At 30.9% G+C, this 24,009-nt stretch carries 22 protein-coding genes and 1 other annotated feature; of the genes, 1 reads left to right on the top strand and 21 read right to left on the bottom strand.

The genetic code is table 11. The features are described from left to right. Positions 1-77 precede the first annotated feature (77 nt). The 20 genes from sigK to B2694_RS14650 form a co-directional block, all read right to left on the bottom strand. Entirely contained in the window at positions 78-779 is a 702-nt protein-coding gene (sigK, locus tag B2694_RS14745) for an RNA polymerase sporulation sigma factor SigK (protein ID WP_035133266.1), read from the bottom strand. 133 nt (positions 780-912) lie between these two features. Beyond that, complete coding sequence (locus B2694_RS14740; RefSeq protein WP_346886377.1) at positions 913-2,577, bottom strand: penicillin-binding transpeptidase domain-containing protein; 1,665 nt, start codon at positions 2,575-2,577, stop codon at positions 913-915. 90 nt (positions 2,578-2,667) lie between these two features. Beyond that, a complete protein-coding gene (gene udk, locus B2694_RS14735) occupies positions 2,668-3,294 on the bottom strand; it encodes a uridine kinase (protein ID WP_035133265.1) in 627 nt (208 codons plus the stop codon). Then, positions 3,294-4,520: a U32 family peptidase gene (locus tag B2694_RS14730; protein ID WP_346886376.1), complete on the bottom strand. Its 1,227-nt coding sequence runs from the start codon at positions 4,518-4,520 to the stop codon at positions 3,294-3,296. The genes udk and B2694_RS14730 overlap by 1 nt, the downstream gene beginning before the upstream one ends. After that, positions 4,471-5,169, bottom strand: coding sequence for an O-methyltransferase (locus B2694_RS14725; RefSeq protein ID WP_346886375.1), 699 nt, complete (start codon positions 5,167-5,169; stop codon positions 4,471-4,473). Before B2694_RS14725 ends, B2694_RS14730 begins: the two co-directional genes overlap by 50 nt. Positions 5,170-5,337: 168 nt before the next feature. Next, positions 5,338-6,321, bottom strand: a complete 984-nt coding sequence (gene mltG / locus B2694_RS14720) for an endolytic transglycosylase MltG (RefSeq protein WP_346886374.1) — start codon at positions 6,319-6,321, stop codon at positions 5,338-5,340. Between the two features lie 24 nt (positions 6,322-6,345). Then, the gene (gene typA, locus B2694_RS14715) at positions 6,346-8,169 is read right to left on the bottom strand and encodes a translational GTPase TypA (RefSeq protein WP_346886373.1); all 1,824 of its coding nucleotides are present in this window, start codon (positions 8,167-8,169) and stop codon (positions 6,346-6,348) included. Between the two features lie 213 nt (positions 8,170-8,382). Next, a complete protein-coding gene (locus B2694_RS14710; RefSeq protein WP_035133258.1) occupies positions 8,383-10,050 on the bottom strand; it encodes a ribonuclease J in 1,668 nt (555 codons plus the stop codon). Between the two features lie 177 nt (positions 10,051-10,227). Then, positions 10,228-10,671: a Fur family transcriptional regulator gene (locus tag B2694_RS14705; protein ID WP_035133257.1), complete on the bottom strand. Its 444-nt coding sequence runs from the start codon at positions 10,669-10,671 to the stop codon at positions 10,228-10,230. A 39-nt stretch (positions 10,672-10,710) separates the two neighbouring features. After that, positions 10,711-10,974 carry a DUF1292 domain-containing protein gene (locus B2694_RS14700; RefSeq protein WP_035133255.1) on the bottom strand — a complete coding sequence of 88 codons (264 nt, stop codon included), beginning with the start codon at positions 10,972-10,974 and terminating at the stop codon, positions 10,711-10,713. 128 nt (positions 10,975-11,102) lie between these two features. Then, entirely contained in the window at positions 11,103-11,516 is a 414-nt protein-coding gene (gene ruvX / locus B2694_RS14695; RefSeq protein ID WP_035133253.1) for a Holliday junction resolvase RuvX, read from the bottom strand. A 416-nt stretch (positions 11,517-11,932) separates the two neighbouring features. Continuing rightward, a complete protein-coding gene (locus tag B2694_RS14690; RefSeq protein ID WP_035133250.1) occupies positions 11,933-12,184 on the bottom strand; it encodes an IreB family regulatory phosphoprotein in 252 nt (83 codons plus the stop codon). 62 nt (positions 12,185-12,246) lie between these two features. Then, entirely contained in the window at positions 12,247-14,892 is a 2,646-nt protein-coding gene (gene alaS / locus B2694_RS14685) for an alanine--tRNA ligase (protein ID WP_346886372.1), read from the bottom strand. A gap of 84 nt (positions 14,893-14,976) precedes the next feature. After that, positions 14,977-15,146, bottom strand: a binding site (T-box leader). Positions 15,147-15,341: 195 nt separating this feature from the next. Further along, on the bottom strand, positions 15,342-16,376 hold the full coding sequence (locus tag B2694_RS14680) for an AI-2E family transporter (protein WP_346886371.1): 1,035 nt from the start codon (positions 16,374-16,376) through the stop codon (positions 15,342-15,344). Then, positions 16,363-16,881 (bottom strand): PRC-barrel domain-containing protein, encoded by a 519-nt coding sequence (locus B2694_RS14675; RefSeq protein WP_035133245.1) that lies wholly within the window; start codon positions 16,879-16,881, stop codon positions 16,363-16,365. Before B2694_RS14675 ends, B2694_RS14680 begins: the two co-directional genes overlap by 14 nt. 104 nt (positions 16,882-16,985) lie before the next feature. Beyond that, the gene (gene nifU, locus B2694_RS14670) at positions 16,986-17,390 is read right to left on the bottom strand and encodes a Fe-S cluster assembly scaffold protein NifU (RefSeq protein ID WP_346886370.1); all 405 of its coding nucleotides are present in this window, start codon (positions 17,388-17,390) and stop codon (positions 16,986-16,988) included. 140 nt (positions 17,391-17,530) lie between these two features. Beyond that, positions 17,531-18,610, bottom strand: coding sequence for a tRNA 2-thiouridine(34) synthase MnmA (gene mnmA, locus B2694_RS14665; protein ID WP_346848303.1), 1,080 nt, complete (start codon positions 18,608-18,610; stop codon positions 17,531-17,533). Positions 18,611-18,623: 13 nt separating this feature from the next. Then, the gene (gene nifU, locus B2694_RS14660) at positions 18,624-19,052 is read right to left on the bottom strand and encodes a Fe-S cluster assembly scaffold protein NifU (protein WP_035133240.1); all 429 of its coding nucleotides are present in this window, start codon (positions 19,050-19,052) and stop codon (positions 18,624-18,626) included. Between the two features lie 2 nt (positions 19,053-19,054). Continuing rightward, positions 19,055-20,263 carry a cysteine desulfurase NifS gene (gene nifS, locus B2694_RS14655; protein WP_346848302.1) on the bottom strand — a complete coding sequence of 403 codons (1,209 nt, stop codon included), beginning with the start codon at positions 20,261-20,263 and terminating at the stop codon, positions 19,055-19,057. Next, positions 20,256-20,696, bottom strand: a complete 441-nt coding sequence (locus tag B2694_RS14650; RefSeq protein WP_035133236.1) for an RrF2 family transcriptional regulator — start codon at positions 20,694-20,696, stop codon at positions 20,256-20,258. The genes nifS and B2694_RS14650 overlap by 8 nt, the downstream gene beginning before the upstream one ends. A gap of 148 nt (positions 20,697-20,844) precedes the next feature. Here B2694_RS14650 and B2694_RS14645 point away from each other — a divergent pair, with 148 nt between their 5' ends. Next, positions 20,845-22,188 (top strand): aminotransferase class V-fold PLP-dependent enzyme, encoded by a 1,344-nt coding sequence (locus tag B2694_RS14645; protein ID WP_346886369.1) that lies wholly within the window; start codon positions 20,845-20,847, stop codon positions 22,186-22,188. 189 nt (positions 22,189-22,377) lie between these two features. Here B2694_RS14645 and trpB read toward each other — a convergent pair whose 3' ends face one another. Next, positions 22,378-23,544 carry a tryptophan synthase subunit beta gene (trpB, locus tag B2694_RS14640; protein WP_346886368.1) on the bottom strand — a complete coding sequence of 389 codons (1,167 nt, stop codon included), beginning with the start codon at positions 23,542-23,544 and terminating at the stop codon, positions 22,378-22,380. Positions 23,545-24,009 lie beyond the last annotated feature (465 nt).

Below are 24,009 nucleotides of genomic sequence, written 5' to 3'. Positions count from 1 at the left end.
TTTATGAATCAATACATATCAATACCTTTTATAATATAAATATAATTATATAGTAAATAATTAATTAATATATATTATTAGCCTTCTCCAAAATTTAACTCTTTAAGTAGTTTCTTTAATGCTCTTTTTTCTATTCTAGATACATAGGATCTTGAAATACCTAATATTGAAGCTATCTCTCTTTGTGTTTTTGGTTTCCCATCTATTAACCCGTACCTCATTTCTATTATTCTTCTCTCTCTCTCTTGAAGACATGTTTGCAGTATACAATATAATTTTTTCACTTGTATCTTATTTTCCACTACCTCCAAAATGGAATCTTTATCACTACTTAATATGTCCATAAGGGATATTTCATTTCCTTCTTTGTCTAGACCTATGGGATCTTGCAAATATACTTCACTTCTAATTTTCTTATTGTTTCTAATAAGCATAAGAATCTCATTTTCTATACATCTTGCAGCATAAGTTGCTAACCTAGTTCCCTTATCCATATCAAATGAATCTATTGCCTTAATTAATCCTACTGTTCCAATTGATATTAAATCATCCACTTCTTTCCCAGGAAATGAATATTTTTTTACTATGTGTGCTACTAATCTTAGATTTCTCTCAACTAAGACACCCTTTGCTTCAGGATCTCCATCTTTTAATCTCTGTAAATATTCTTTTTCTTCTACTTCTGTAAGTGGCTGTGGAAAAGAGTTATTTCCTGAAACATATCCTGTAAGTAAGGCATATTCGCTAATTACATTCAATAACCAACTCAAGCAAAACATTTATGCTCCCCCTAATAGTGCTTATTATTATAATATGTTTACTTTAGGGGAAAAGTGACTATATGGTAATATTTATTTGAAAGAAAAATTTTAAATTTTAGGAATATTATATTATACAATGTAAAATCTAACTTTAGTTTAATTTCATAATATCACTATGAATTAAACTTTCTACTATATCCTTAAATACAGAACATGCAATTTGACTACTACCACTTTTTTCTTCTACCTGTGGTAAATATATAACCATTGAATAATACTTGTTTTCATATTTGAAAAACCCTGCAAACCAGCCATCAGAACACTTTTTATCTCCATTTAAATATTCAGTAGTACCAGTTTTGCCGCCGATTTCTATATTATCTATTTTAGCATTGCTTCCTGTACCAAGCTCATCATTTACTACACCTATCATACCTTCTTTAATTATATTAGCAGTACTTTCACTGAATACCTCTATAGATTCACTTTCATACTTCTTTAAAATTTTTCCTTCTTCACTTATTATTTTATTTATAATTTTAGGTTTAATATATTTACCACCATTAACTACTGTATTAGGAATGGATAATGCTGCTAGCGGTGTAGTTCTCACCGTTTGTCCTATAGATGTATTAGTAATGATATCTAAGTTATTTTCTACCTTATATCCTTCTATAGTTCCACTTTTCTCATCTTGAAGATTTAGCGTCTTATTAAATAACCCTAATCTATTAGATAATTCATATATTCTATCCATTCCAACCTTCCATCCAATCTGGGCAAAAGTATCATTAGATGATGCTATGTATGCTTGCTCCATATTATATGAGCCCAGCTTTTCAATACTTTTGGGGAAAATTTTCTTTAAATAGAACTTTTCATCTCTTCCTATTAGTTGATTTTCTAAAGCTGCTTCATATAGTATAGTTTTAAAGGTAGAACCAAGTAAAAAACCATTTCCACTAGGTATTCCAATATTTACATTAGATAAACTATCATTTTTCTGCGCCATTGATAATATATCCCCAGTGGTGCTTTCCATTAGTACTGCTCCAATTTGACCGTACTCTTCATAATTTTTACTTTTTAAAATCTCTTCTACTTTTTTTTGAATATTATAATCTAGGGTTGTAACTACATTATTATTACCTTTTATGTCACTAAATACTTTTTTAATAATATTACCACTAACATCCTTTTCAAGCTTTAATTGCTCTTTTTTATTATTTTTAATATATTCATATATTTCTCTTTCTAAGGTTCCCTCGTCTTTCAATTTTGAATTATCAGAATATTTCACTCCACTAGCTAGTATATTCTTTATATTCCAATCATTATACTTTTTATATTCAGTATATTCGTATACATACATTCCTCTTACATCTTCTATATTTTTTAACTTTTCATAACACTCTTTATCAATTTCATATTGCTTATTTCCATTTTCAATTTCATATTGTAATAAGGAAATATCATAATCTCTATTAAAACTTCGCAGTATATAGGATACATTTTTCATTGATATAAAAGCTGTTTCCTCGTTTAGTGTATAAAAAGTTAATGGATCTATCACTACATAATATTTTAATGTACTTTCAAAAAGATTATTGTCATTTCGATCAAGCAACTTAAAGTTAATATTATTTATATCCTCTTCATAGTAATATTGTTCATTAGCAGACACTGAAAGTGTAGGCCCCTCCATTAATTGAACATAGATAAACCTAATAATTAATCCTATAAACATTAATATCATAATGGATAATAGGTAATAATTTCTCTTAGTTACCTGTCCTTTATTACTTTTTTGAAACAATAAAAACACCTCCCTTAGTATAATCTTTGACTAAAGAAAGGTGTTTAATACCAAATTTTTGAAACTTGTTTATACTGACCTATGTAATAATTACTCTTGTCTTGCTAATATCTGGTGGATATTTCCTTTAATAACTTCTATAGCTACTTTATTATGTCCACCTTCTGGGATAATAATATCTGCATACTTCTTAGTATTCTCTGTAAATTGTTCATGCATCTGCTTAACTACAGTTAAATATTGAGTTATTACTGAATCTACAGTTCTTCCTCTTTCATTAAGATCTCTTACTAGTCTTCTTATGAATCTTACATCTGCATCAGTATCTACATATATTTTTATATCTAACATATCTCTAAGAGATTCATCCTCAAGAACAAGTATTCCTTCTACTATTACTATTTCTCTTGGTTCTACCAGTATAGTTTCTTTTTTTCTATTATGTACCTCAAAATCATACTGAGGCTTCTCAATAGCTTTACCATCAATTAAAGATTTTAAATGATTTACTAATAAGGCTGTATCGAAGGCATATGGATGATCATAGTTTGTCTTTACTCTGTCCTCCATAGTTAAATGGCTTTGGTCCTTATAATAACAATCCTGTTCTATCATAGCTATGCAATTTCCATCAAAACTTTTGCATATTTCCTTTGCTATGGTACTTTTTCCTGAACCAGTTCCACCTGTTATTCCTATTATAACTGGACGTTTCATTAAACTTCCTCCTTAGCCTTTATTATAATATCATTTTCTTCTAATTCTTCATTAACTTTAGCCGTATATATCATTTTTGCACTAGGTGCTGACTCAATTTTATTTCCTTTTTCATCATGAAGGTCTCTAAGAACAACTTGCTTATTTTCTCCTATTGGTCTTAAAACCTCTACTTGAGCTCCTTCAACTACTTTATTTCTATGCTCAATTGTAACTATTCCTGTTTCTTTATTATAATCCTTAACTATACCTATAATGTCATAATTTCTTACATAGGCTGAACTATCTTGAACTTGTTTATTTTCTTCATTGAAATAGAATCCAGTATAGTATTGTCTATGACTAGGTTTATTTAAGTCTTCTAACCATCTTGGATTAAACTTATAGTCTTCTGGAGACTTCATATATTCATCTATAGCTTCCCGATAAGCTTTAACAACACTTGCCACATAGTAAGTGCTCTTCATTCTACCCTCTATTTTAAATGACAGTGCTCCAGTTTCCATAAGTTCTGGAATATGCTCAATCATACATAAATCCTTAGAATTCATTATATATGTTCCCTTATCATCTTCCATGATAGGATAATATTCTCCTTCACGTTTTTCCTCTACTAGATGATATTTATATCTACATGGTTGCGCACAAGACCCTCTATTAGAATCTCTCCCTACCATATAGTTAGATATAAGACATCTTCCTGAATATGCCATACACATAGAACCATGAACAAATATCTCTAAATCCATAGTTTCAGGTATTTTCTCTTGTACCTTTCTTATTTCTTCAAGGGATAATTCTCTAGCTAAAACAACTCTTTTTACCCCCATCTTATGCCAAAACTCACAAGTCTTCCAGTTAACAGTATTTGCTTGAGTACTTAAATGTAACTCCATATTTGGTACAGTTTCTCTAGCCATCAAAATTATACCAGGATCTGATACTATAATTGCATCTACTCCTGCTTCATATAATTCCTTCAGATAATCTTCTAAACCATCTAAGTCATCATTATGTGGAAATACATTTAAAGTTACATATACTTTTTTACCTTTTGAATGAGCAAATTCTATACCTTCTAATAATTCTTCATTGCTAAAATTATCTGCAAAAGCTCTAAGATTTAACTTGCTACCACCTAGATATACTGCATCTGCTCCAAAATTTATTGCTGCTTTAAGCTTCTCCAAGTTCCCTGCTGGAGCTAATAGTTCCGGTGTTTTCATTTTCATTCCTCCTAACTGTCAGTGCTATACCATCTCCCATTGGTATTACTGTTGTAAGTAAATTTTCATCCTTTGAGATTGTTTCCATATATTTCTTCATTCTTTTTACTATAGTAATTTTTCTTCTTATCATCAAGTCTTTACATGCAACCATACCTCTAAATAATACATTATCTGATATAATTATTCCATCCTTTGATAACATTCTTATGCAATGAGGTAAAAATTCACTATAATGACCTTTACCTGCATCCATAAAAATCAGATCATACTCATCATTTAATCCTTCAAGAACTTCCAAACAGTCACCTTGTATTATTGATATCTTTTCATCTAAACCTGCTTTTTTTATATTTTCAGTTGCTATGGTTACCATTTTCTCATCTCTTTCAATGGTAGTTATAGTAACATTATTTTCCGATGCTAAGGACATTAAAATGGAGGAGTATCCTATTGCTGTGCCAAGCTCAAGTATCTTTTTAGGTTTTTTTAAATTAATCATAAACTCTATTAATCTAGCAGTTTCCTTTTGAACTATAGGCACTGCATTTTCTTCTGCAAAATCTTCTAACTCTTTTAACATCCCTTTAGAATCTCCTATGAGACCTCTTAAGTACTTTTCCATATAATCATATGTAATACCGCTCATTTCTTCCTCCATATAATCCTATATAATTTAATCATTATTTATATACTCTATTTAAAATCTCTTATACATATCATATACATTTACTATTAAGAATATAATAATTTTATAATACAAAGTTATAAGCTCAAAATTATTGAGCTTACAACTTTTTATTCTAAATTTAATATCTTAGTATCCTAATTCTTTTAACTTATTCATAAAGTCTACATCATTATCAGTAAAATAATGATGTGTTTTATCTTTTTCTAAAACGTAAAATAAATAATCAGTACTTTCAGGCTTAGCTGCTGCTAAAATTGATGATATTCCTGGACTAGATATAGGCCCCAATGGCAATCCATGATTTTTATAAGTATTATAAGGTGAGTCTACCTCTAAATGTTTATTTAAAACAGTATCTACATGCTCACCTAAAGCATAAATAACTGTAGCATCAATCTGTAGCTTCATTTCCTTTTTCAACCTATTGTATATAACTGAGGAAACTAATGGTCTCTCTTTATCTACTCTAGTTTCATTTTCTATAAGAGAAGCTATAGTTATTATATCGTAAATATTAGTTCCTTCAGTAATAATACTCTTAATTTTAGAATTAAAAGCATTATTCATAGTAGCTATAACTTCATTAGGTTCAACTCCTGGATTAAAGAAATATGTATCCGGAAATAAAAATCCTTCTAAATCATATCTCCTTCCTTCCTTTGCTGGAATATAATCAGGAGCTGCATATTCCTTTATAGCTTTTAAGAACTCATCCTTAGTAAATAATCCTTTTTCCTCAAATAATATAGCCATTTTTTCTATATCATATCCTTCTGGAATAGTTACAGATATAGAGCCTTCATTATTTTTATTCTCTAAAACAGCAATTATCTTCTCAAAGCTTAAATTACCTGATAACTTAAATGTTCCTGGTACAAGTTCTGCTGAAGTATTATGCAACTTCATATAAATCTTGATTAATGTTTTACTTTTTATAAAACCTTGATTATCTAACCTATCTAATACGTTGTAAAGCGAATCCCCTTCATTTACAACTACAGTGACTTCCTCACCTTTTAATGGAGACTTTGTCGCATAATTGTAATAAAAACCACTGACTGCTAATATTGCTAATAACACAATTACAATTATACCTACAATTTTCTTCATATTACACCCCCATGAACGGAAATATTATTTCTTTAATGCTGCTCTTTTTCTTAGGGTTGGATCTAGTATTTTCTTTCTTAACCTAATAGTTTTTGGAGTAACCTCTACAAGCTCATCAGAAGCTATAAACTCTATACATTGTTCTAATGACATATTAGGTACTGGTATTAATTTAAGTGCATCATCTGATCCTGAAGATCTTGTATTTGAAAGATGTTTTTTCTTACATACATTAACTTCTATATCTTCATTTCTTGAACATTCTCCACAAACCATTCCTTGATATACCGGAACTCCTGGTCCTATAAATAATCTTCCTCTTTCTTGTGCATTGAATAATCCATATCCAATAGACTCTCCAGATTCAAACACAACTAGAGATCCTCTGTTTCTCTCTACTATATCACCTTTGTATTTTTCATAACCAACTAAAACGTGGTTCATTATTCCATTTCCTCTAGTTTCAGTCATAAACTCATTTCTTAATCCAATTATTCCTCTTGATGGAACTTTAAATTCAAGTCTAGTGTATCCATTAACAGCACTAGTCATGTTAATCATCTCTGCTTTTCTTGGACCCATTTTTTCCATAACAACTCCCATATATTCTTCTGGTACGTCCATTGTTAAGTTTTCCATAGGTTCTAAAAGTTCTCCATTTTCATGTTTGTATATAACAGATGGCTTAGATACTTGGAATTCATATCCTTCTCTTCTCATAGTTTCAATAAGAATTGAAAGATGAAGTTCTCCTCTTCCACTAACTTTAAATGAGTCTGCTGAATCAGTTTCTTCAACTCTTAAACTTACATTAGTTTCAAGTTCTTTCATAAGTCTATCCCTTAAGTGTCTAGATGTAACAAAATCTCCATCTTGACCTGCGAAAGGTGAGTTATTAACTATAAAGTTCATACTAAGAGTTGGCTCATCAATATCAACAAATGGCAATGCTTCTGGATTTGTAGCATCTGCTATTGTTTCTCCAATATTTATACCAGGAATTCCTGATATAGCTATAATATCACCAAGTTTAGCTTCTTCTACCTCAACTCTTTTTAATCCATCGTAAGTATAAACATTTGATACTTTTACATTTTTCTTTGATCCGTCCTTTGACATTTGGGCTACGGTTTGATTCTTTTTAATAGTTCCTCTTTCAATCTTACCTATTCCAATTTTACCAACATATTCGTTGTAATCTATTGATGTTACAAGCATTTGTAATGGCTCGTCTATGTAACCTTTTGGTGGGTGCACAGTTTCAATAATTGCTTCGAATAATGGAACCATATCTACAGGTTCATCTTCAAGTTCTGATATTGCGACTCCATCTCTAGCAGATGCATATATTATTTTAAAATCTAATTGCTCATCTGTAGCACCTAATTCTACAAATAAGTCAAAGATCTCATCTATAACAGCCTCTGGTCTTGCATCTTTTCTATCAATTTTATTGATAACAACCATTGGATCTAATCCAAGCTCAAGGGCTTTTTTTAGAACGAATTTAGTTTGTGGCATAGCTCCTTCATAAGCATCTACTACAAGTAAAACACTATCTACCATTTTAAGTACACGCTCAACTTCTCCACCAAAATCAGCATGGCCTGGAGTATCTATAATGTTTATTTTAACTCCATTATACATTACTGCTGTATTTTTTGAAAGAATAGTTATTCCTCTTTCTCTCTCTAAATCATTCGAGTCCATAACTCTCTCTTGCATTACTTCATTTTCTCTAAATACTTTACTCTGCTTTAAAAGCGCATCCACTAAAGTTGTCTTACCATGGTCAACGTGAGCTATTATAGCGATGTTTCTTATATCTTCTCTTGTATATAAATTCATATTTTTCCTCCAAAATTTTATTTTAATAATAAACCACAAAATAAAATTGGATACTTAAGTATCCAATTTAAATTAACTATTTCAATTCTAATATTATGTGGATAAAAAGTCAATGTTATTAAAACATTATTAAATCCCAATACAGAATAGATTTGTCATTAATTACTATTTGTGTAATCTTAACTTATAGCAATTAATGAAAAATGAAGCTTTTTAAACTTCCATAATTATAGGTAAAATCATTGGTCTTCTCTTAGTCTTTTCATAAAGGTACTCTCTAAGAGCTTCTCTAATTGTTGCTTTTATAGTAGGCCATTCAGTAATGTGTTTTTCTTCACAATGTGCAAGGGCCTCTTTAACAACTTCTCTAGCCTTTTCCATTAAATCCTCAGATTCTCTAACATAGACAAAGCCTCTTGAAATTATATCTGGACCTGCAATAACACTTCCAGTATCTTTACCCATGGTAACTACAACAGTTAGAATACCATCTTGTGATAGATGTTTTCTATCCCTTAGAACAATATTTCCTACATCTCCAACTCCAAGTCCATCTACAAAAACTTGCCCTGAAGCTACCGTACCTGCTTTTCTTATAGATGTTCTACTTACTTCAATAAGATCTCCATTTTCTCCTATATACACATTTTTTTCTGACAAACCTAACTTAACAGCTAGTTCGCCATGTTGTTTTAAATGTCTATATTCACCATGAACTGGGATGAAAAATCTCGGTTTTACTAAAGAATGCATAAGTTTTAACTCTTCCTGGCATGCATGACCTGATACGTGAACTTCTGCTAGTGATTCATATACGACTTCCGCCCCTTGTTTAAACAACTGGTTTATAACCTTAGAAACTAATTTTTCGTTTCCTGGTATAGGCGATGCAGATAATATTACTAGGTCTCCCTTTTGTATATTTACCTTCTTATGTTCAGAAGCTGCCATTCTTGAAAGAGCTGCCATAGGTTCTCCTTGACTTCCTGTAGTTATCATAACTATTTCATCATCACGATATTTTCCCATAGAATCTATACTTATTAATGCATCTTCTTCTATAGTAATATATCCAAGTTCTATAGCAACTGCGATTATATTTTCCATACTTCTACCAGAAAGTGCAACTTTTCTATTATACTTTCTAGCTGCTGTTATTATCTGTTGAACCCTATGAATATTAGAAGCAAAAGTTGCAACAATAACCCTTCCCTTAGCACCATGAAAAATCTTTTCGAAACTTTCTCCAACTATGCTTTCAGACATAGTGTATCCTGGTCTCTCTACGTTAGTACTGTCTGCTAAGAGTACAGTTACTCCTTTTTTCCCTAGCTCTGCAAATCTAGTTAAATCTGTAACCTTGCCATCTATAGGTGTAAAGTCAATCTTAAAATCTCCAGTATGAAGTACTACACCTAATGGTGTGTGTATAGCTATAGCTACCGAATCTGCTATACTGTGATTTGTTTTAATAAATTCTACAGATACACTAGTAAGCTTTATGATATCCTTTGGCTTAACTTCTCTTAAGTCAACCACTCCTAATAATGCATGCTCTCTTAATTTACTTTCCACAATTCCTAGTGTAAGTTTAGTCCCATAAACAGGAACATTAATTTGCTTTAATACATATGGTAAAGCACCAATATGATCTTCATGAGCATGGGTTAAAAATATTCCAGTAACTCTATCAACATTTTTAACTAGATAAGTAACATCTGGTATAACTACGTCAATTCCCAACATCTCATCATCTGGAAATTTTAATCCGCAATCGATAACAACTATATCATTCTTATATTCTATAGCAGTTAGATTTTTACCTATCTCATTTAATCCCCCTAAAGGGATTATTTTAATCTTCTCTTTTTCTTTTTTCAAAACCTACCCTCCTTTTCTACATAATTTTCTTTATGCTCTGCCTAACTTTATTAATATAAAAGATTAGGTTTTTGAGCATTTTAATCTAATCTGTACATATATACATTTAATTTCTAATAGAAATTTTAATATCATATAGTATAGATTTATATAACATCTCTACTAATAATAAAGTTATTATTGTAAAGAACAATTATCACAAATTCCATAAAACTTTAAACTATGATTTTTTATTTTAAAGTTATACTTTTTTTCTATTCCCTGCTCTAACTCCTCTAAAAGATCTCCTTCAACCTCAATGACTTTACCACAATTTTGACAAATCAAATGATGATGTTGATGACTTTCATCTTCATCACAAAGTTCGTATCTACTGCATCCATCATCTAAATCAAGTTTATATAGCACTCCCATTTCTTCTAATAACTGAACAGTTCTATACACAGTTGCAAGTCCAATTTCCGGACAATTAACCTTTACTAAATCATATATTTCTTCTGTGGTTAAGTGGCTACCTTCATTTTTAATAATCTCATCAAGTATAGACCTTCTTTGAGGTGTCAATTTATAGCCCTTTTCTTTTAGAATAAGTTTTAAATTTTCAATTTTCTCATTAGACATAAATTAACACTACTCCTTTCACCACTAGGTGAAGTATATTTATTCTATAACGCCTTCGTCATATAGAGTTTCAAAAGCATCATTAACCATGTTAAACTCTTCTTCATCCTCTACTGTTGCAAAGTATTCTTCTCCATCTTCATCCTTAAGAACCTTCAATGCAATAGCATCCTCATTTTCATCATCAATAGGGGCTACTATAAAATACTCCGTATCTTCTATTTCTAACTTGGTTATAACTTCAAACTCAACGTCATTACCTTCTTCGTCAGTTAATGTTATATTTTCTAAAAAATTTTCCATAAAAATTCCCTCCTTCTACATATTTGTAGTATTTTTCTATATAGAAATTATCTATATTATAATTCTATTCTGTAAGCTATAAGTGCCTATTTAAGTTTATACTATATATTATCTTATTCATGATAATATTATTTACTAAGACTATCTAAGTACCCCTGTAAAATATAAGTAGCAGCTATCTTATCAACCAAGCCTTTTCTTTTTTTTCTTGACATATCAGCTTCTAACATAGCCATATGTGCTGCCCTAGTAGTAAGTCTTTCATCCCAAAATTTAATTTCTATGTTTACGTGCTCCCTTAAAGCTTCACAAAATCTTTGTACCTTTTCTGCTTGCTCACCTATAGTACCATTCATATTCTTAGGTAGTCCTGAAATTATAGTATCAACATTATATTCGTTGCATATTTTTATAATTTCTTCTATATCTGCCTCTTCCTTTTTACGTCTTATGGTAGTAATTCCTTGAGCTGTGAAGCCTAGTGGGTCACTTATAGCTACTCCAATAGTTCTATCACCCACATCTAATCCAAGTACTCTCATGCTCTTCTCCTAACTGTATATTACAAATATAGGAGCTCCATTATGATAAACAGAGTTATTTACTCCCTCTGAAGGTTACTAACAGAATTCTTAGTATCAGTATTTTCGATACTTAGAATTCGTTGTCCTTTAGGGGAAATCGTTATCCAGGGTCGTAGCCGCTCTTTACTCCCACTTTGAAGAAGATGGGAGTATTAGAGCGGGTAGTCATAGGACAAACCTCTTCTTTATCCTTATATAGGTGCTCCTTATTCTGATCATTACAAATTAATAATTATATGCTATTATAATTAACACTAATGGATAAAATCAATTTATTATTCCAACACTATATACATCTTTAACGGACCATATTACACTTTTACCTATTACATATTATGTGTAATTTTAAAATAAAAATGCCTTAAAAGGCATTTTTATTTTATATCTAGATAAGATTTTAAAACTTCTTCTAATATCTCGTCTCTCTCTAGTTTACTTACTAATGCTCTTGCGCCATTATAGTTGGTTATATAAGTTGGGTCGCCAGATATAAGATAGCCTACTAACTGGTTAACTGGATTATAGCCCTTCTCAATTAGAGCATCATATACATCAGTTAGTATAACTTTTGTCATATCTTTCTTATCTTTCATTACATCAAACTGAACTGTATGTTGTTTATCCATTATATCACCTTCTCAACCTTACTTTATTTTCTATTATACCATCATTGGATGCAAAAAGTATACTATTTTACTAAAGTTTCTACTATTTGACTTACCTTTGAAATTGCTTCATCTAGTTTTTCTGGTTTCTTTCCACCAGCTTGTGCCATGTCAGGTCTTCCACCACCACCACCGCCAGTGATGATAGCTACCTCTTTAATAATCTTTCCAGCATGAGCACCCTTTGCAACTGCTTCCTTACTAGCCATTACAACAAATTGAACCTTTCCAGCAACTCTACTCCCAAGAACTACAACTGCATCTGAAACCTTATTTCTAAGTTTATCACATAGATTTCTAAGTGCATCTCCTTCAATATCATCTAGTGCAGCTGCAATTACATTGATTCCTTTAATATTTTCAGCTTTATTAATTATTTCATCTTCAATACCACTAGCTAATTTTTCCTTTAATCCTTGTATTTCTTTTTCTTTTTCTTTTAAAGTAGTAAGTAATCCATTTAACTTATTTAATAAATCTTTTTCTCCACACTTTAAAGTTGTAGATATTTCTTTTAATAATTCCTCTTTTTCATTTACATAGCTTTCAGATTTAATACCTGTAACAGCTTCAATTCTCCTGATTCCTGCTGCTACTCCACTCTCACTTAGAATCTTAAACAGCCCTATTTCGCCAGAATTCTTAACATGAATTCCACCGCATAGTTCCTTGCTATATTCACCTACAGATACAACTCTAACATCCTCTTTATATTTATCATCGAATAAAGCCACAGCTCCCTTTTCTTTAGCTTCATCTATAGTCATAATCTCCGTGTTTACATCATAAGCCTTAAGAATTTCACTATTTAAACTTTCTTCTACTTCTTTAAGTTGTTCTGAAGTCATAGCTGAGAAATGAGTAAAGTCAAATCTCAATCTATCCCCATCTACATAAGATCCAGCTTGATTTACATGGTCTCCTAAGACTTCTTTTAAAGCTTCATGAAGCATATGAGTAGCAGTATGATTTTTGCATATATTACTTCTCACAGTGGAATCTACTAACAATTCAACAATTTCATCTATCTTAAGTTCTCCTTTAATAGCTTCTACAAAGTGAAGTATATGACCTCTGGTACTTTTTTTACAATCAAAAACTTTCCCTTGGAATTTATCCGTGCATATAGTTCCAACGTCTCCTACTTGCCCCCCCATTTCTGCATAAAATGGAGTTTTTTCAGTAACAACTACAAATTTTTCCCCTTCTCCTACTTTGCTTACAAACTCATTATCTTTTATCATAGATAAAACTTTACCTTTACTACTTATAGTGCCATAGCCTAAAAACTCAGTAGTTATTTCCATTGGAATATTGTTTAAAGCACCTTCATCATTTCCCATGTAGTTTGATGTACCTCTTGCAGCTCTTGCTGTATTCCTTTGATTTTCCATTTCTTTATGGAAAGCATCAAAATCAATTTTCATTCCCTTTTCAACTAAAATTTCTTCGGTAAGTTCAACTGGGAATCCAAAAGTATCATAAAGTTTAAATGCTTTTTCTCCACTTAATACATTTATCTTTTCAGTATTCATTTCATCGATATAGGATTTTAATATATCCATACCTTGGTCTATGGTTTCTGCAAATCTTTCTTCTTCTAAACTAATGACTTTCTTAATATAGTCTTTTTTCTCTTCTAATTCTTCATAAGCTCCCTTTGAACTATCAATAACTACGTTACAAAGTTCATTTAGAAATGTATCTGTGATTCCTAAAATTCTTCCATGTCTTGCAGCTCTTCTAAGAAGTCTTCTTAATACATATCCTCTACCTTCGTTAGATGGTAATATTCCATCTCCAATCATAAAGGTAATACTTCTTACATGGTCAGTTATTATTCTTATAGACACATCTAAATCTTTATTTTCGCCATAGGTTTTTCCAGCTTTTTTACAAACTGCACTTAAAACATCCTTAATTGTATCTACTTCAAAGATATTATCTACACCTTGCATTATAGTAGATATTCTCTCAAGTCCCATTCCTGTATCTATATTAGGATTTGTTAATCTCTCATATCCACCCTTACCATCTCCGTCAAACTGTGTGAAAACTAAATTCCAAAATTCAATTACTCTATCTTCATCACCAGCTTTAATAAATTCTTCAGTAGTTTCTATTTGCGGAAGATCTGATTTTCTATCATAGTGAATTTCTGTACATGGACCACATGGACCAGCACCATGTTCCCAGAAATTATCTTCTTTACCTAATCTAAAGATCCTACTTGGCTCTATATCAGTTTTCTTAGTCCAAATATCAAAAGCCTCATCATCTTCAAGATATATAGTTACATATAGTTTATCTTTAGATATTTTTAAAACCTCTGTTATATACTCCCAAGCCCATACTATAATTTCTTCTTTGAAATAATCTCCAAAAGAAAAATTTCCTAACATCTCAAAAAAAGTACCATGTCTTGAGGTTTTTCCTACATTCTCAATATCACCAGTTCTTATACACTTTTGACAAGTTGTTACTCTTTTACTTGGTGGCGTCTGAATACCAGTAAAATATGGCTTCAATGGAGCCATCCCCGCATTTATTAGTAAAAGACTCTTATCATTCTTAGGCACTAAAGAAAAGCTATTAAGTCTTAAATGCTCTTTACTTTCAAAGAACTTTAAAAAGCTTTCTCTTATTTCATTTAAACCCATATTATTCATATTACATTCCTCCTAATTCTTTCTAATAACAATGACTTTTATTCAATTTTTCTAAAATAAAATAAAAAAAAACTTCCATCCCTGAAAAGGGACGAAAGTTTTCCGCGTTACCACCCTAATTATACTAGATTAACTAGTATCTCTTAATTAATTATAGCTCCAAGACAGCTTCAATATGTTTCACTGAAAGTTTTCACCTACCACTTTCTCTCTGAAAGCTTCCCATATCTACTAATTCTTATCATAACTTCATATTTAATTGAAACTCGACTCACTGCGTTCGCTGAGTAAGTGATTCACATCAAATCATAGATTTGAGTTCTCTACTTAATTGAAACTCGACTCACTGCGTTCACTGAGTAAGTGATTCACACCAAATCATAGATTCTGGTTCTCTACTTATATGATAAATTATATTTAGCATTTCAGCAATTGTCAATAATTCTAAACTAAAATAAATAATAATCTATTTCTCCTACAACTATTTTAATCATTACCCATACTGGAATTACAATAATCATCCCTAAAATTCCACCTATACTTCCACCTATTATAAGTAGTAATAATATGGTTACTGGATGAGAATCTACAGTTTCACCTAAAATTTTAGGGCATATAATATCTCCTTCTAGCTGTTGAATTACAAACAACCAAAATATAACAATAACAGCTTTCTTAGTAGATGTTAAAAGTGCTATTAAAATTATTGGAATAGCTCCTATAACCGGCCCAAAATATGGTATTATATTAAACACTGCATTTACTAAAGATAATATTAAAGCATATTTTATACCACTTACCTTTAGTGCTATAAAGGTCAATATACCAATTATTCCACACAATTCAAACTGAGTTATTATATATCTTTCCATTACCTTATCCATATGATTTAAAGCTCTTCTAATGGCATATTTATTGCTAAAAGGCATATACTTCATGATTCCCTTTGAAATACTATCTCCGTCACTTAAAAAGAAATACACTAAAGTTGGTATTATAAATAACAATAACAAATTTTCAGCTATAGATACAATTTTTGATAAAAAATTCGATATAATTACCATAAGAGCGTCTTTGAATCTTTCATAGGAATTATATAATACTTCCTTAACGAAAGGACTATCAGTAACATATTTAATATCTCCAGTAATTCTTTCATAATAACTTTTCATCTCACCTATTACTTCAGCAAAATTAGAACTTTCATTATATATCCATGGAACTAAAATAGAAAATATTATAACTACAAATAATATAATAGATAGAATTACTATTAAAGCACTTAACTTTCTATTAAGTCCCCTTTCCATAAAGAACTTATGAAAAGGTCTAATACTATATGAAATTATAAAGGATATTATCACTACTCCTAAAACCTCAGTAAAAATAGGAAACTTCCACAATAAAAATATTATTATACCTATAATTAATAGAGCTATTGCTAACCTACCTAAGTTACTCCAATTCCAATCAATCTTTTTCATAATATACATCCTTATTAGTAGCTTTTTTCTTTCCTACATTAGGCATACATTCCAAAGCTATATTAGTGTTTTCAGCTGTATATAATATATAATCATCTCCTAGTATCAAGTATGGTTTTAATAAAATACTTCTACTTTTAAACATGCTGAATATATTATAATCTTTTACTGCAAGTCCTTTTATTTTAAAGTCATCATCACCGAATATAACCTCACTTACTAAACCTAATATATTAGAACATTTATCTATAACATGCATATTCAGAATACTTGAAAATTCTAAGTATTTATCCTTAACTATATTGTTAATTACTAGCTGAGACTTATAATATACTATATTCTCTTTTAGTACGTTAAACTCCTTACCCAATAATCTATATGGACTAATTTTAAATCCTATCACTTCCCCCTTATTAAAATCAACTAATAAATCCTTTATATATCCTATCTTTTTTCCTTGGATATTCATTACATCCATATAGATGTAATCTCTACTTTTAGCCATAAAATAAACTCCCTTCATAGGAAATGATATTTCTATCCTTGCCTATTTAAAGAGAGTTTATACTAATATTAATGTGGACTAAGTTATATAACCAAAAACATCATCTATTCATTGTCATATTTATCCTTCCACTTTTCAAGTCCATGAGATTCTCTATAGTTATTAATAGCCTTGTGTATAGTTTGTTCTGCAAGTACGGAGCAATGAATTTTAGAAGATGGTAATCCATCTAAAGCTTCTATAACAGATTCATTAGTAAGATTCCAGGCTTCTTCTAGAGTCTTTCCAATAATAAGTTCTGTGGCAATACTGGATGATGCAATAGCAGATCCACAACCAAAGGTCATAAATTTAGCATTTTTAATCACATTATCTTCTATAATTAAATATATCTTCATTACATCTCCACACCTTACATCTCCACATTCACCTATGCCATCAGCATCAGGTAAAGTGCCTACATTTCTTGGTGAATAAAAATGTTCTAGAACTTTATCACTGTAATCCATAAAAATCCCTCCTAGAATGACTTCAAGGATTGTCTTAAAGATTGCTAAACTTATATCAATAAATCTAGCTAACTCGCTTTAAGACAACCCTAAAATATTATTCAATCTTTTTATTGTACTTTAAAATTATATTTAATTTACTATTTTATAACTCTTTCAATAATTCCTCCACCAACAACAAGGTCACCTTGGTAGCAAACGACAGATTGCCCCTTAGTTATAGCCCGTTGAGGAGTTTCAAAGTCTAACTTAATATGATTTTCATCTAATTGAGTTAGTTTTGCAGGAGCTGGTTTAGCTGAATATCTTACCTTAGCCTCAACCATAATCTCTCCTTCTATTTTATCCATAGGAATTAAATTTATGTTTTTAGCAATAAGCGTAGTATTAAAAATTTCTGATTCTTCGCCTAAAACTACTTCATTTCTTTCTGGGATTATGTTAGTTACAAATACAGGTTTTCCAAGAGCAATTCCAAGACCTTTTCTCTGACCTATAGTATAATATACTATGCCCTTATGCTTACCTAAAATTTTTCCAGTACTATCTACAAAATTTCCTGGTACAACTTCTCTTCCACTAAATCTAGAAAGATAATTACCATGATTATTATCAGGTATAAAGCAAATTTCTTGAGAATCTTTCTTTCTAAATACTTCCAAACCTATTTTTTCAGCGATAGCCCTGATTTCTGTTTTAGAATAAGCTCCACAAGGCATCAAAGTATGTGCCAATTGATCTTGTGTTAGAGTATATAGCGCGTAGGTTTGATCTTTTCTATCATCTTCTGAACGCTTTAATCTATATCTTCCATCTTTGAAATCTATAGTAGCATAATGCCCAGTAGCAATATAATCAGCGCCTAGCCCTTGAACTTTTCTCAAAAATTCTTCAAACTTAATTTTTCTATTACATTCTATACAAGGATTTGGGGTTCTCCCACTAAAATACTCCTCTATAAAATTGTCTACTACATGCTCTTTAAAAGGAGCTTTAAAATTCATAACATAGAAGGGTATATCTAAAACATCTGCTACTCGTCTTGCATCATTAACTGCTGAAAGAGAACAACAACCACCTTCATTTTCTGCATATTCAGGATTATCTGGAGATAACTTCATCATTATTCCAGTTACATCATATCCTTGTTCTTTTAAAAGATATGCTGCTACAGAACTGTCAACGCCTCCACTCATCCCTATTACAACTTTTTTCTTCATCTAAGTATCACACCTATTCTCCATGAACTTGATCATGTATATCATCATGTTCTTCGTAATCCCAAGGCTGTAATCCTTGTTTCTCTCTGTAATCATTTATAGCTTTATGAATAGCTTCTTCTGCAAGAACTGAGCAATGCATTTTAACTGGTGGAAGTCCATCTAAAGCTTCTGCTACAGCTACATTTGTAAGTGTCCACGCTTCATCTAAAGTTTTTCCTTTTATTAGCTCTGTAGCCATACTAGAAGATGCTATGGCAGATCCACATCCAAAAGTCTTAAATTTACAATCTACGATTTTCTCATCTTCAACTTTTAAATAAACCCTCATTATATCTCCACATTTAGCATTCCCAACTTCTCCAATTCCGCTAGCATTTTCTATTTCTCCAACGTTTCTTGGGTTTGTAAAATGATCCATTACTTTTTCACTATATATCATAATTATTTGTCCTCCTTGTTAAAAAAACTTTTAATTTTTCCATTTAAGAAACTGTCATATAATGGTGACATATCTCTAAGCCTTTGTACTATTGCAGGTACAGTTTCTATTACATAATCTACTTCTTCTTCAGTTGTTTTAGCACCCATTGTAAGTCTTAATGAACCATGGGCAACTTCATGAGGAAGTCCTATAGCCAATAATACGTGAGATGGATCTAAAGATCCAGATGTGCAAGCACTTCCACTTGATGCACATATTCCTTTAGCATCAAGCATTAAAAGTACTGACTCTCCTTCTATAAATTCAAAACTAATATTTACGTTTCCTGGCAGTCTTCTATCTCCTACAGAACCATTAAGTTTAGAATATGGGATCTCTAGTAATCCCTTTATAAGCTTATCTCTTAAATAAGTTAATCTTTCTTTTTCTTCAGTTAAATTTTCCATAGCTAGCTCTATAGCCTTTCCTAATCCAACTATTCCAGCTACGTTCTCTGTTCCAGCTCTTCTGTTTCTTTCTTGAGCTCCACCATGAACCAAGTTGTGAATTTTTATGCCTTTTCTTAGGTATAAAACTCCAACACCTTTAGGACCATAAATTTTATGTCCTGATAGGGATAGTGCATCTATATCCATATTTTTAACATCCATATCTATATGACCTATAGCTTGAACTGCATCTGTATGGAAGAAAACTTTTCTTTCTTTACATATAGCGCCTATTTCTTTAATAGGTTGTACAGTTCCAATCTCATTGTTGGCAGTCATTATAGTCACTAATATAGTACTTGGTTTTATAGCATTTTTTAGTTCTTCTAATCTAATAGACCCTTCTTCATCCACATCCAAATAAGTTACTTCAAATCCTTGCTTTTCAAGATATTCACAAGTGTGAAGTACAGCATGATGCTCTATTTTAGTAGTTATAATATGATTTCCTTTATTTTTGTTGGCAAGTGCTATCCCCTTAATTGCCCAGTTATCCGCTTCTGATCCACCACCAGTGAAATATATTTCTGCTGGATCCGCATTAATAGCTTTTGCTATTCTATTTCTTGCTTTATCTATAGCTTTTTTAGTTTCCCTTGAAATCGAATATATAGATGATGGGTTACCATAAAACTCCGTAAAGTAAGGTATCATATCCTCTAATACTTCTGGTTTTGTGTATGTTGTTGCCGCATAATCCATATAAACTGTTTTATTCATTTAGGTTCACTCCTTTAATTTTCAATATGTTAGAATAATCGTCTACAATATCCTGTAAAGTTATTGCCATTGTTACAGAATCAATGCTATCCTTAATTTTTTTCCACACTATTCTAGTTGCGCAACAATCAATATTATTGCAGCCATCACTATCTAAGCAGGTTGAAATTTCGATAGGTCCTTCTAGCACCTCTAATACTTGGTATACTGTAATTTCTTTTGGATCCTTGGCTAGAATGTATCCTCCATTGGCTCCTCTTATACTCTTTATTAGCTCTGCTTTTCTTAACACAGAAAATAACTGTTCAAGATAATATTCCGAAATATTTTGTCTACTTGAAATACTCTTAATAGATATAGGGCTTTTTCCGTAGTTAATAGCTAGGTCAACCATAGCTTTAACCCCGTATCTTCCCTTTGTTGATAACTTCATAAAAATCATTCCTTAATGTTGAGTACTTTACTATGGTTTAATAATATCAAATCAGAGTATTTATGTCAACTATTCTTTTAATATCTGCACCAATAAAATATATCTTTAATATTATATAATAACAACTATTTAATTAAGGAGGTAAAAAATGAGTAACTTTAGGGATAATCCATATCGAGACTTAGTTTATGGAGTAGATATTAAAGTCCCATTGATAGATAAATCATATTGCATAGGTATCAATTTCGATAATGCAGCTACAACGCCTCCATTAAAATCTGTAATTGATGAAGTGGTAAATTTTTCTCCTTATTACTCCTCAATACATCGAGGAGATGGATATAAATCTCAGTTATCCACCTATATGTATGAAACTTCAAGGGAAATTGTGAAATTTTTCATTAATGATTATAGTGATATGATGGATGTTATATATGTGAAAAACTGTACTGAAGCTATAAATAAGCTAGCTGGTATATTAGCTAATCAAGATAAGGAGTCAATTATTCTATCCACTTCTATGGAGCATCATTCTAATGATCTACCATGGAGAAAAAATTTTGAAGTGAAATATATAGAAGTAGATGATGAAGGTTATTTAGATATGAATGATTTAAAGTCTAAACTAGAACAATATAATGGAAGAATTTCTTTAGTTGCAATAACCGGAGCTTCAAATGTTACTGGTATTAAAAATCCTATATATACCATAGCAAATTTAGCTCATAGTTATGGAGCTAAAATTTTAGTGGACGGAGCTCAACTGATTCCTCATAGTAAATTTTCTATAGGCCTTCAACTCCCTTTAGGACCTATTGACTTTGTTGCTTTTTCAGCACATAAGATGTATGCACCCTTTGGTTGTGGTGTATTAATTGGACCTAAAGATTTTTTTAATGAGTATGAACCTGACCACACCGGCGGAGGAACCATTAAATTTGTATCTCACGATAAAGTAATATGGACCGCTCCCCCTGATAAGGAAGAAGCTGGTTCCCCAAACCTTATTGGTTCAATAACTTTAGGTGCTGCTATAAATGAGCTTTCAAAAATTGGAATGTCTAATATAGATGAATATGAAAAATATTTAACTGTATATACTACAAAACATCTTCAATCTATACATTCAGTAAAAATATATAGTAATTATTCTGATTTTCAAAATAAAGTTAGTATTATTCCATTTAATATAGAAGGAATACACCATACTATAGTGGCTAAAATACTAGCCTATGAATTTGGCATTGCTGTAAGAAGTGGATGTTTCTGTGCTCATCCATATCTACAAAGGCTTTTAAAAATTCCTAAATCTATGATAGAAGAAATGACTCTTGCATCTAAAGATATTCAGCCTGGTATGGTTAGAATTAGTTTTGGTATTTACAATACAATAGATGAAATTGATAAATTCTTATATGCCATAAAGAAAATTGTAGATAATAAGGGTTATTACACAAAAAAATATAGCTCAATGAGAGGTGGCTTAATATAATTTATTAATGTTTTTAAAAATCAAAGCCTCCTCAAACCCGCATGAATAAAACAACTATTTAAATAGTTTTATATTTACCTAGTTTCCTATATAAATATTTATATAGGAAACTAGGTAAAGTTTTCATACTTTAAATAAAGGATTTTCAATTTAAATTAGATGATTAAATTTATAACAGTTAAAATCATACTAATTAAGAAGTTTATTTATAGCAGACACATCCTTATCCCCTCGACCTGAAAGATTTACTACTATGACTTCATTTTTCTGTAGGGTTTTTGCTAGTTTAATAGTATAGGCAATGGCATGAGCACTTTCAATTGCAGGTATTATTCCCTCTAACTTTGATAAAAGCATAAAAGCTTTTATAGCTTCATCATCTGTAATATATTTATAGTTTGCTCTACCAATCTCACTTAAAAATGCGTGTTCAGGTCCAACTCCTGGATAGTCAAGCCCAGGGGAAATAGAATAAGCTTCCTTAACATCTCCACTATCATCCTTTAATACAAGGGTATTCATACCGTGAATGATAGCCTCTTTTCCTTTTGTTATTGTAGCAGCATGCATTTCTGTTTCTACTCCAAAGCCTGCTGCCTCTACTCCAATAAGATTAACATCTTTATCTTCTAGGAAAGCTGTAAAAATTCCAATGGCATTACTTCCTCCTCCAACACATGCAACTACATAATTGGGAAGTTTATTTTCCTTTTCCAAAATTTGTTTTCTAGCCTCTTCACCAATTATTTTCTGAAATTCCTTAACAATTTTTGGATAAGGATGAGGTCCCACAGCGGAACCAAGGACATAAAAAGTATCTGAAATATTATTTACCCATTTTTCTAAAGCTTCATTCACTGCATCATTTAATGTTTTAGTACCACTAGTTGCTGGAGTAATTTTTGCTCCTAATATTTTCATTCTAAATACATTGAGCTCTTGTCTTTTTATATCTTCCTCCCCCATTACAATTTCACATTCCATTCCAAATTTTGCAGCTAAAGTTGCTGTAGCTACTCCATGCTGACCAGCTCCCGTTTCTGCAATTACTTTATTTTTTCCCATTCTTTTAGCCAATAGAATTTGTCCTAATACATTATTTATTTTATGTGCTCCTGTATGATTTAAATCTTCTCTTTTCAAATATACCTTAGGGCCTCCACAAAACTTTGTTAGGTTCTCAGCAAAATATAAGGGTGTTTCTCTACCACTATAATCCTTTAAATAGTAATTATACTCCCTCATAAAGTCCTTATCTTCAATAGCTTTTTCAAAAGCTTCTTCTAACTCATTTAAAGCTTTTTTCACCTCATTTGAAACAAATGCTCCGCCATACTTACCAAAATATCCTTTCATGATAAAATCTCCTTCTCTCCAAAATTATTTCTATAATTTTTATTAAGTATATTAAGTTTTGTTATTAATTCTTCGCACTTTCACTTCATACATACCACCACCTAAAACAATTCAAATACTTCCATACAACAATAAAAAGATAAAAAAACTCCGTCCTATAAAAATAGGACGGAGATACTTCCGTGGTGCCACCTAAATTGCCATTGATAAATACACTAATACAAATTTATCAATATGCCTCTTAATTTCAAGTACTTACATACTCTATCTACTGTAACGTGTAGCCTACGATATCAGGTACTCTCACCAATAATTTCCCCTTATTTCTCAAAGGTCCATTCATCTAATTCCTTCATGCTAGGATTCCACCATCCCCAACTCTCTTTATCAAAGCTAAATTAAACTACTCTTCCTTATCATCAAATTAAATTATATTTATTTTTACCATTGTATGTTTTTACTATT

Source organism: Clostridium sp. UBA4395, assembly GCF_002390995.1.
Taxonomy (GTDB): Bacteria; Bacillota; Clostridia; order Clostridiales; family Clostridiaceae; genus Clostridium_J; species Clostridium_J sulfidigenes.
Note: the sequence above shows the minus strand (reverse complement) of the source record. Positions and strands in the feature narration are given on the sequence as shown.

Coding starts and splice junctions, on each gene's coding strand:
- trpB (WP_346886368.1), bottom strand. CDS start 23,544: ATGAAAGGATATTTTGGTAAGTATGGCGGAGCATTTGTTTCAAATGAG.
- B2694_RS14705 (WP_035133257.1), bottom strand. CDS start 10,671: ATGTCTAATGAGAAAATTGAAAATTTAAAACTTATTCTAAAAGAAAAG.
- alaS (WP_346886372.1), bottom strand. CDS start 14,892: ATGAATAATATGGGTTTAAATGAAATAAGAGAAAGCTTTTTAAAGTTC.
- typA (WP_346886373.1), bottom strand. CDS start 8,169: ATGAATTTATATACAAGAGAAGATATAAGAAACATCGCTATAATAGCT.
- B2694_RS14700 (WP_035133255.1), bottom strand. CDS start 10,974: ATGGAAAATTTTTTAGAAAATATAACATTAACTGACGAAGAAGGTAAT.
- nifU (WP_035133240.1), bottom strand. CDS start 19,052: ATGATATATAGTGAAAAAGTAATGGATCATTTTACAAACCCAAGAAAC.
- B2694_RS14690 (WP_035133250.1), bottom strand. CDS start 12,184: ATGGATAAACAACATACAGTTCAGTTTGATGTAATGAAAGATAAGAAA.
- ruvX (WP_035133253.1), bottom strand. CDS start 11,516: ATGAGAGTACTTGGATTAGATGTGGGTGATAGAACTATTGGAGTAGCT.
- mnmA (WP_346848303.1), bottom strand. CDS start 18,610: ATGAAGAAAAAAGTTGTAATAGGGATGAGTGGAGGCGTTGACAGTTCT.
- mltG (WP_346886374.1), bottom strand. CDS start 6,321: ATGAAGAAAATTGTAGGTATAATTGTAATTGTGTTATTAGCAATATTA.
- nifS (WP_346848302.1), bottom strand. CDS start 20,263: ATGAATAAAACAGTTTATATGGATTATGCGGCAACAACATACACAAAA.
- B2694_RS14730 (WP_346886376.1), bottom strand. CDS start 4,520: ATGAAAACACCGGAACTATTAGCTCCAGCAGGGAACTTGGAGAAGCTT.
- B2694_RS14680 (WP_346886371.1), bottom strand. CDS start 16,376: ATGAAAAAGATTGATTGGAATTGGAGTAACTTAGGTAGGTTAGCAATA.
- B2694_RS14725 (WP_346886375.1), bottom strand. CDS start 5,169: ATGAGCGGTATTACATATGATTATATGGAAAAGTACTTAAGAGGTCTC.
- nifU (WP_346886370.1), bottom strand. CDS start 17,390: ATGGATTACAGTGATAAAGTTCTAGAACATTTTTATTCACCAAGAAAT.
- sigK (WP_035133266.1), bottom strand. CDS start 779: ATGTTTTGCTTGAGTTGGTTATTGAATGTAATTAGCGAATATGCCTTA.
- B2694_RS14645 (WP_346886369.1), top strand. CDS start 20,845: ATGAGTAACTTTAGGGATAATCCATATCGAGACTTAGTTTATGGAGTA.
- B2694_RS14650 (WP_035133236.1), bottom strand. CDS start 20,696: ATGAAGTTATCAACAAAGGGAAGATACGGGGTTAAAGCTATGGTTGAC.
- udk (WP_035133265.1), bottom strand. CDS start 3,294: ATGAAACGTCCAGTTATAATAGGAATAACAGGTGGAACTGGTTCAGGA.
- B2694_RS14675 (WP_035133245.1), bottom strand. CDS start 16,881: ATGGCTAAAAGTAGAGATTACATCTATATGGATGTAATGAATATCCAA.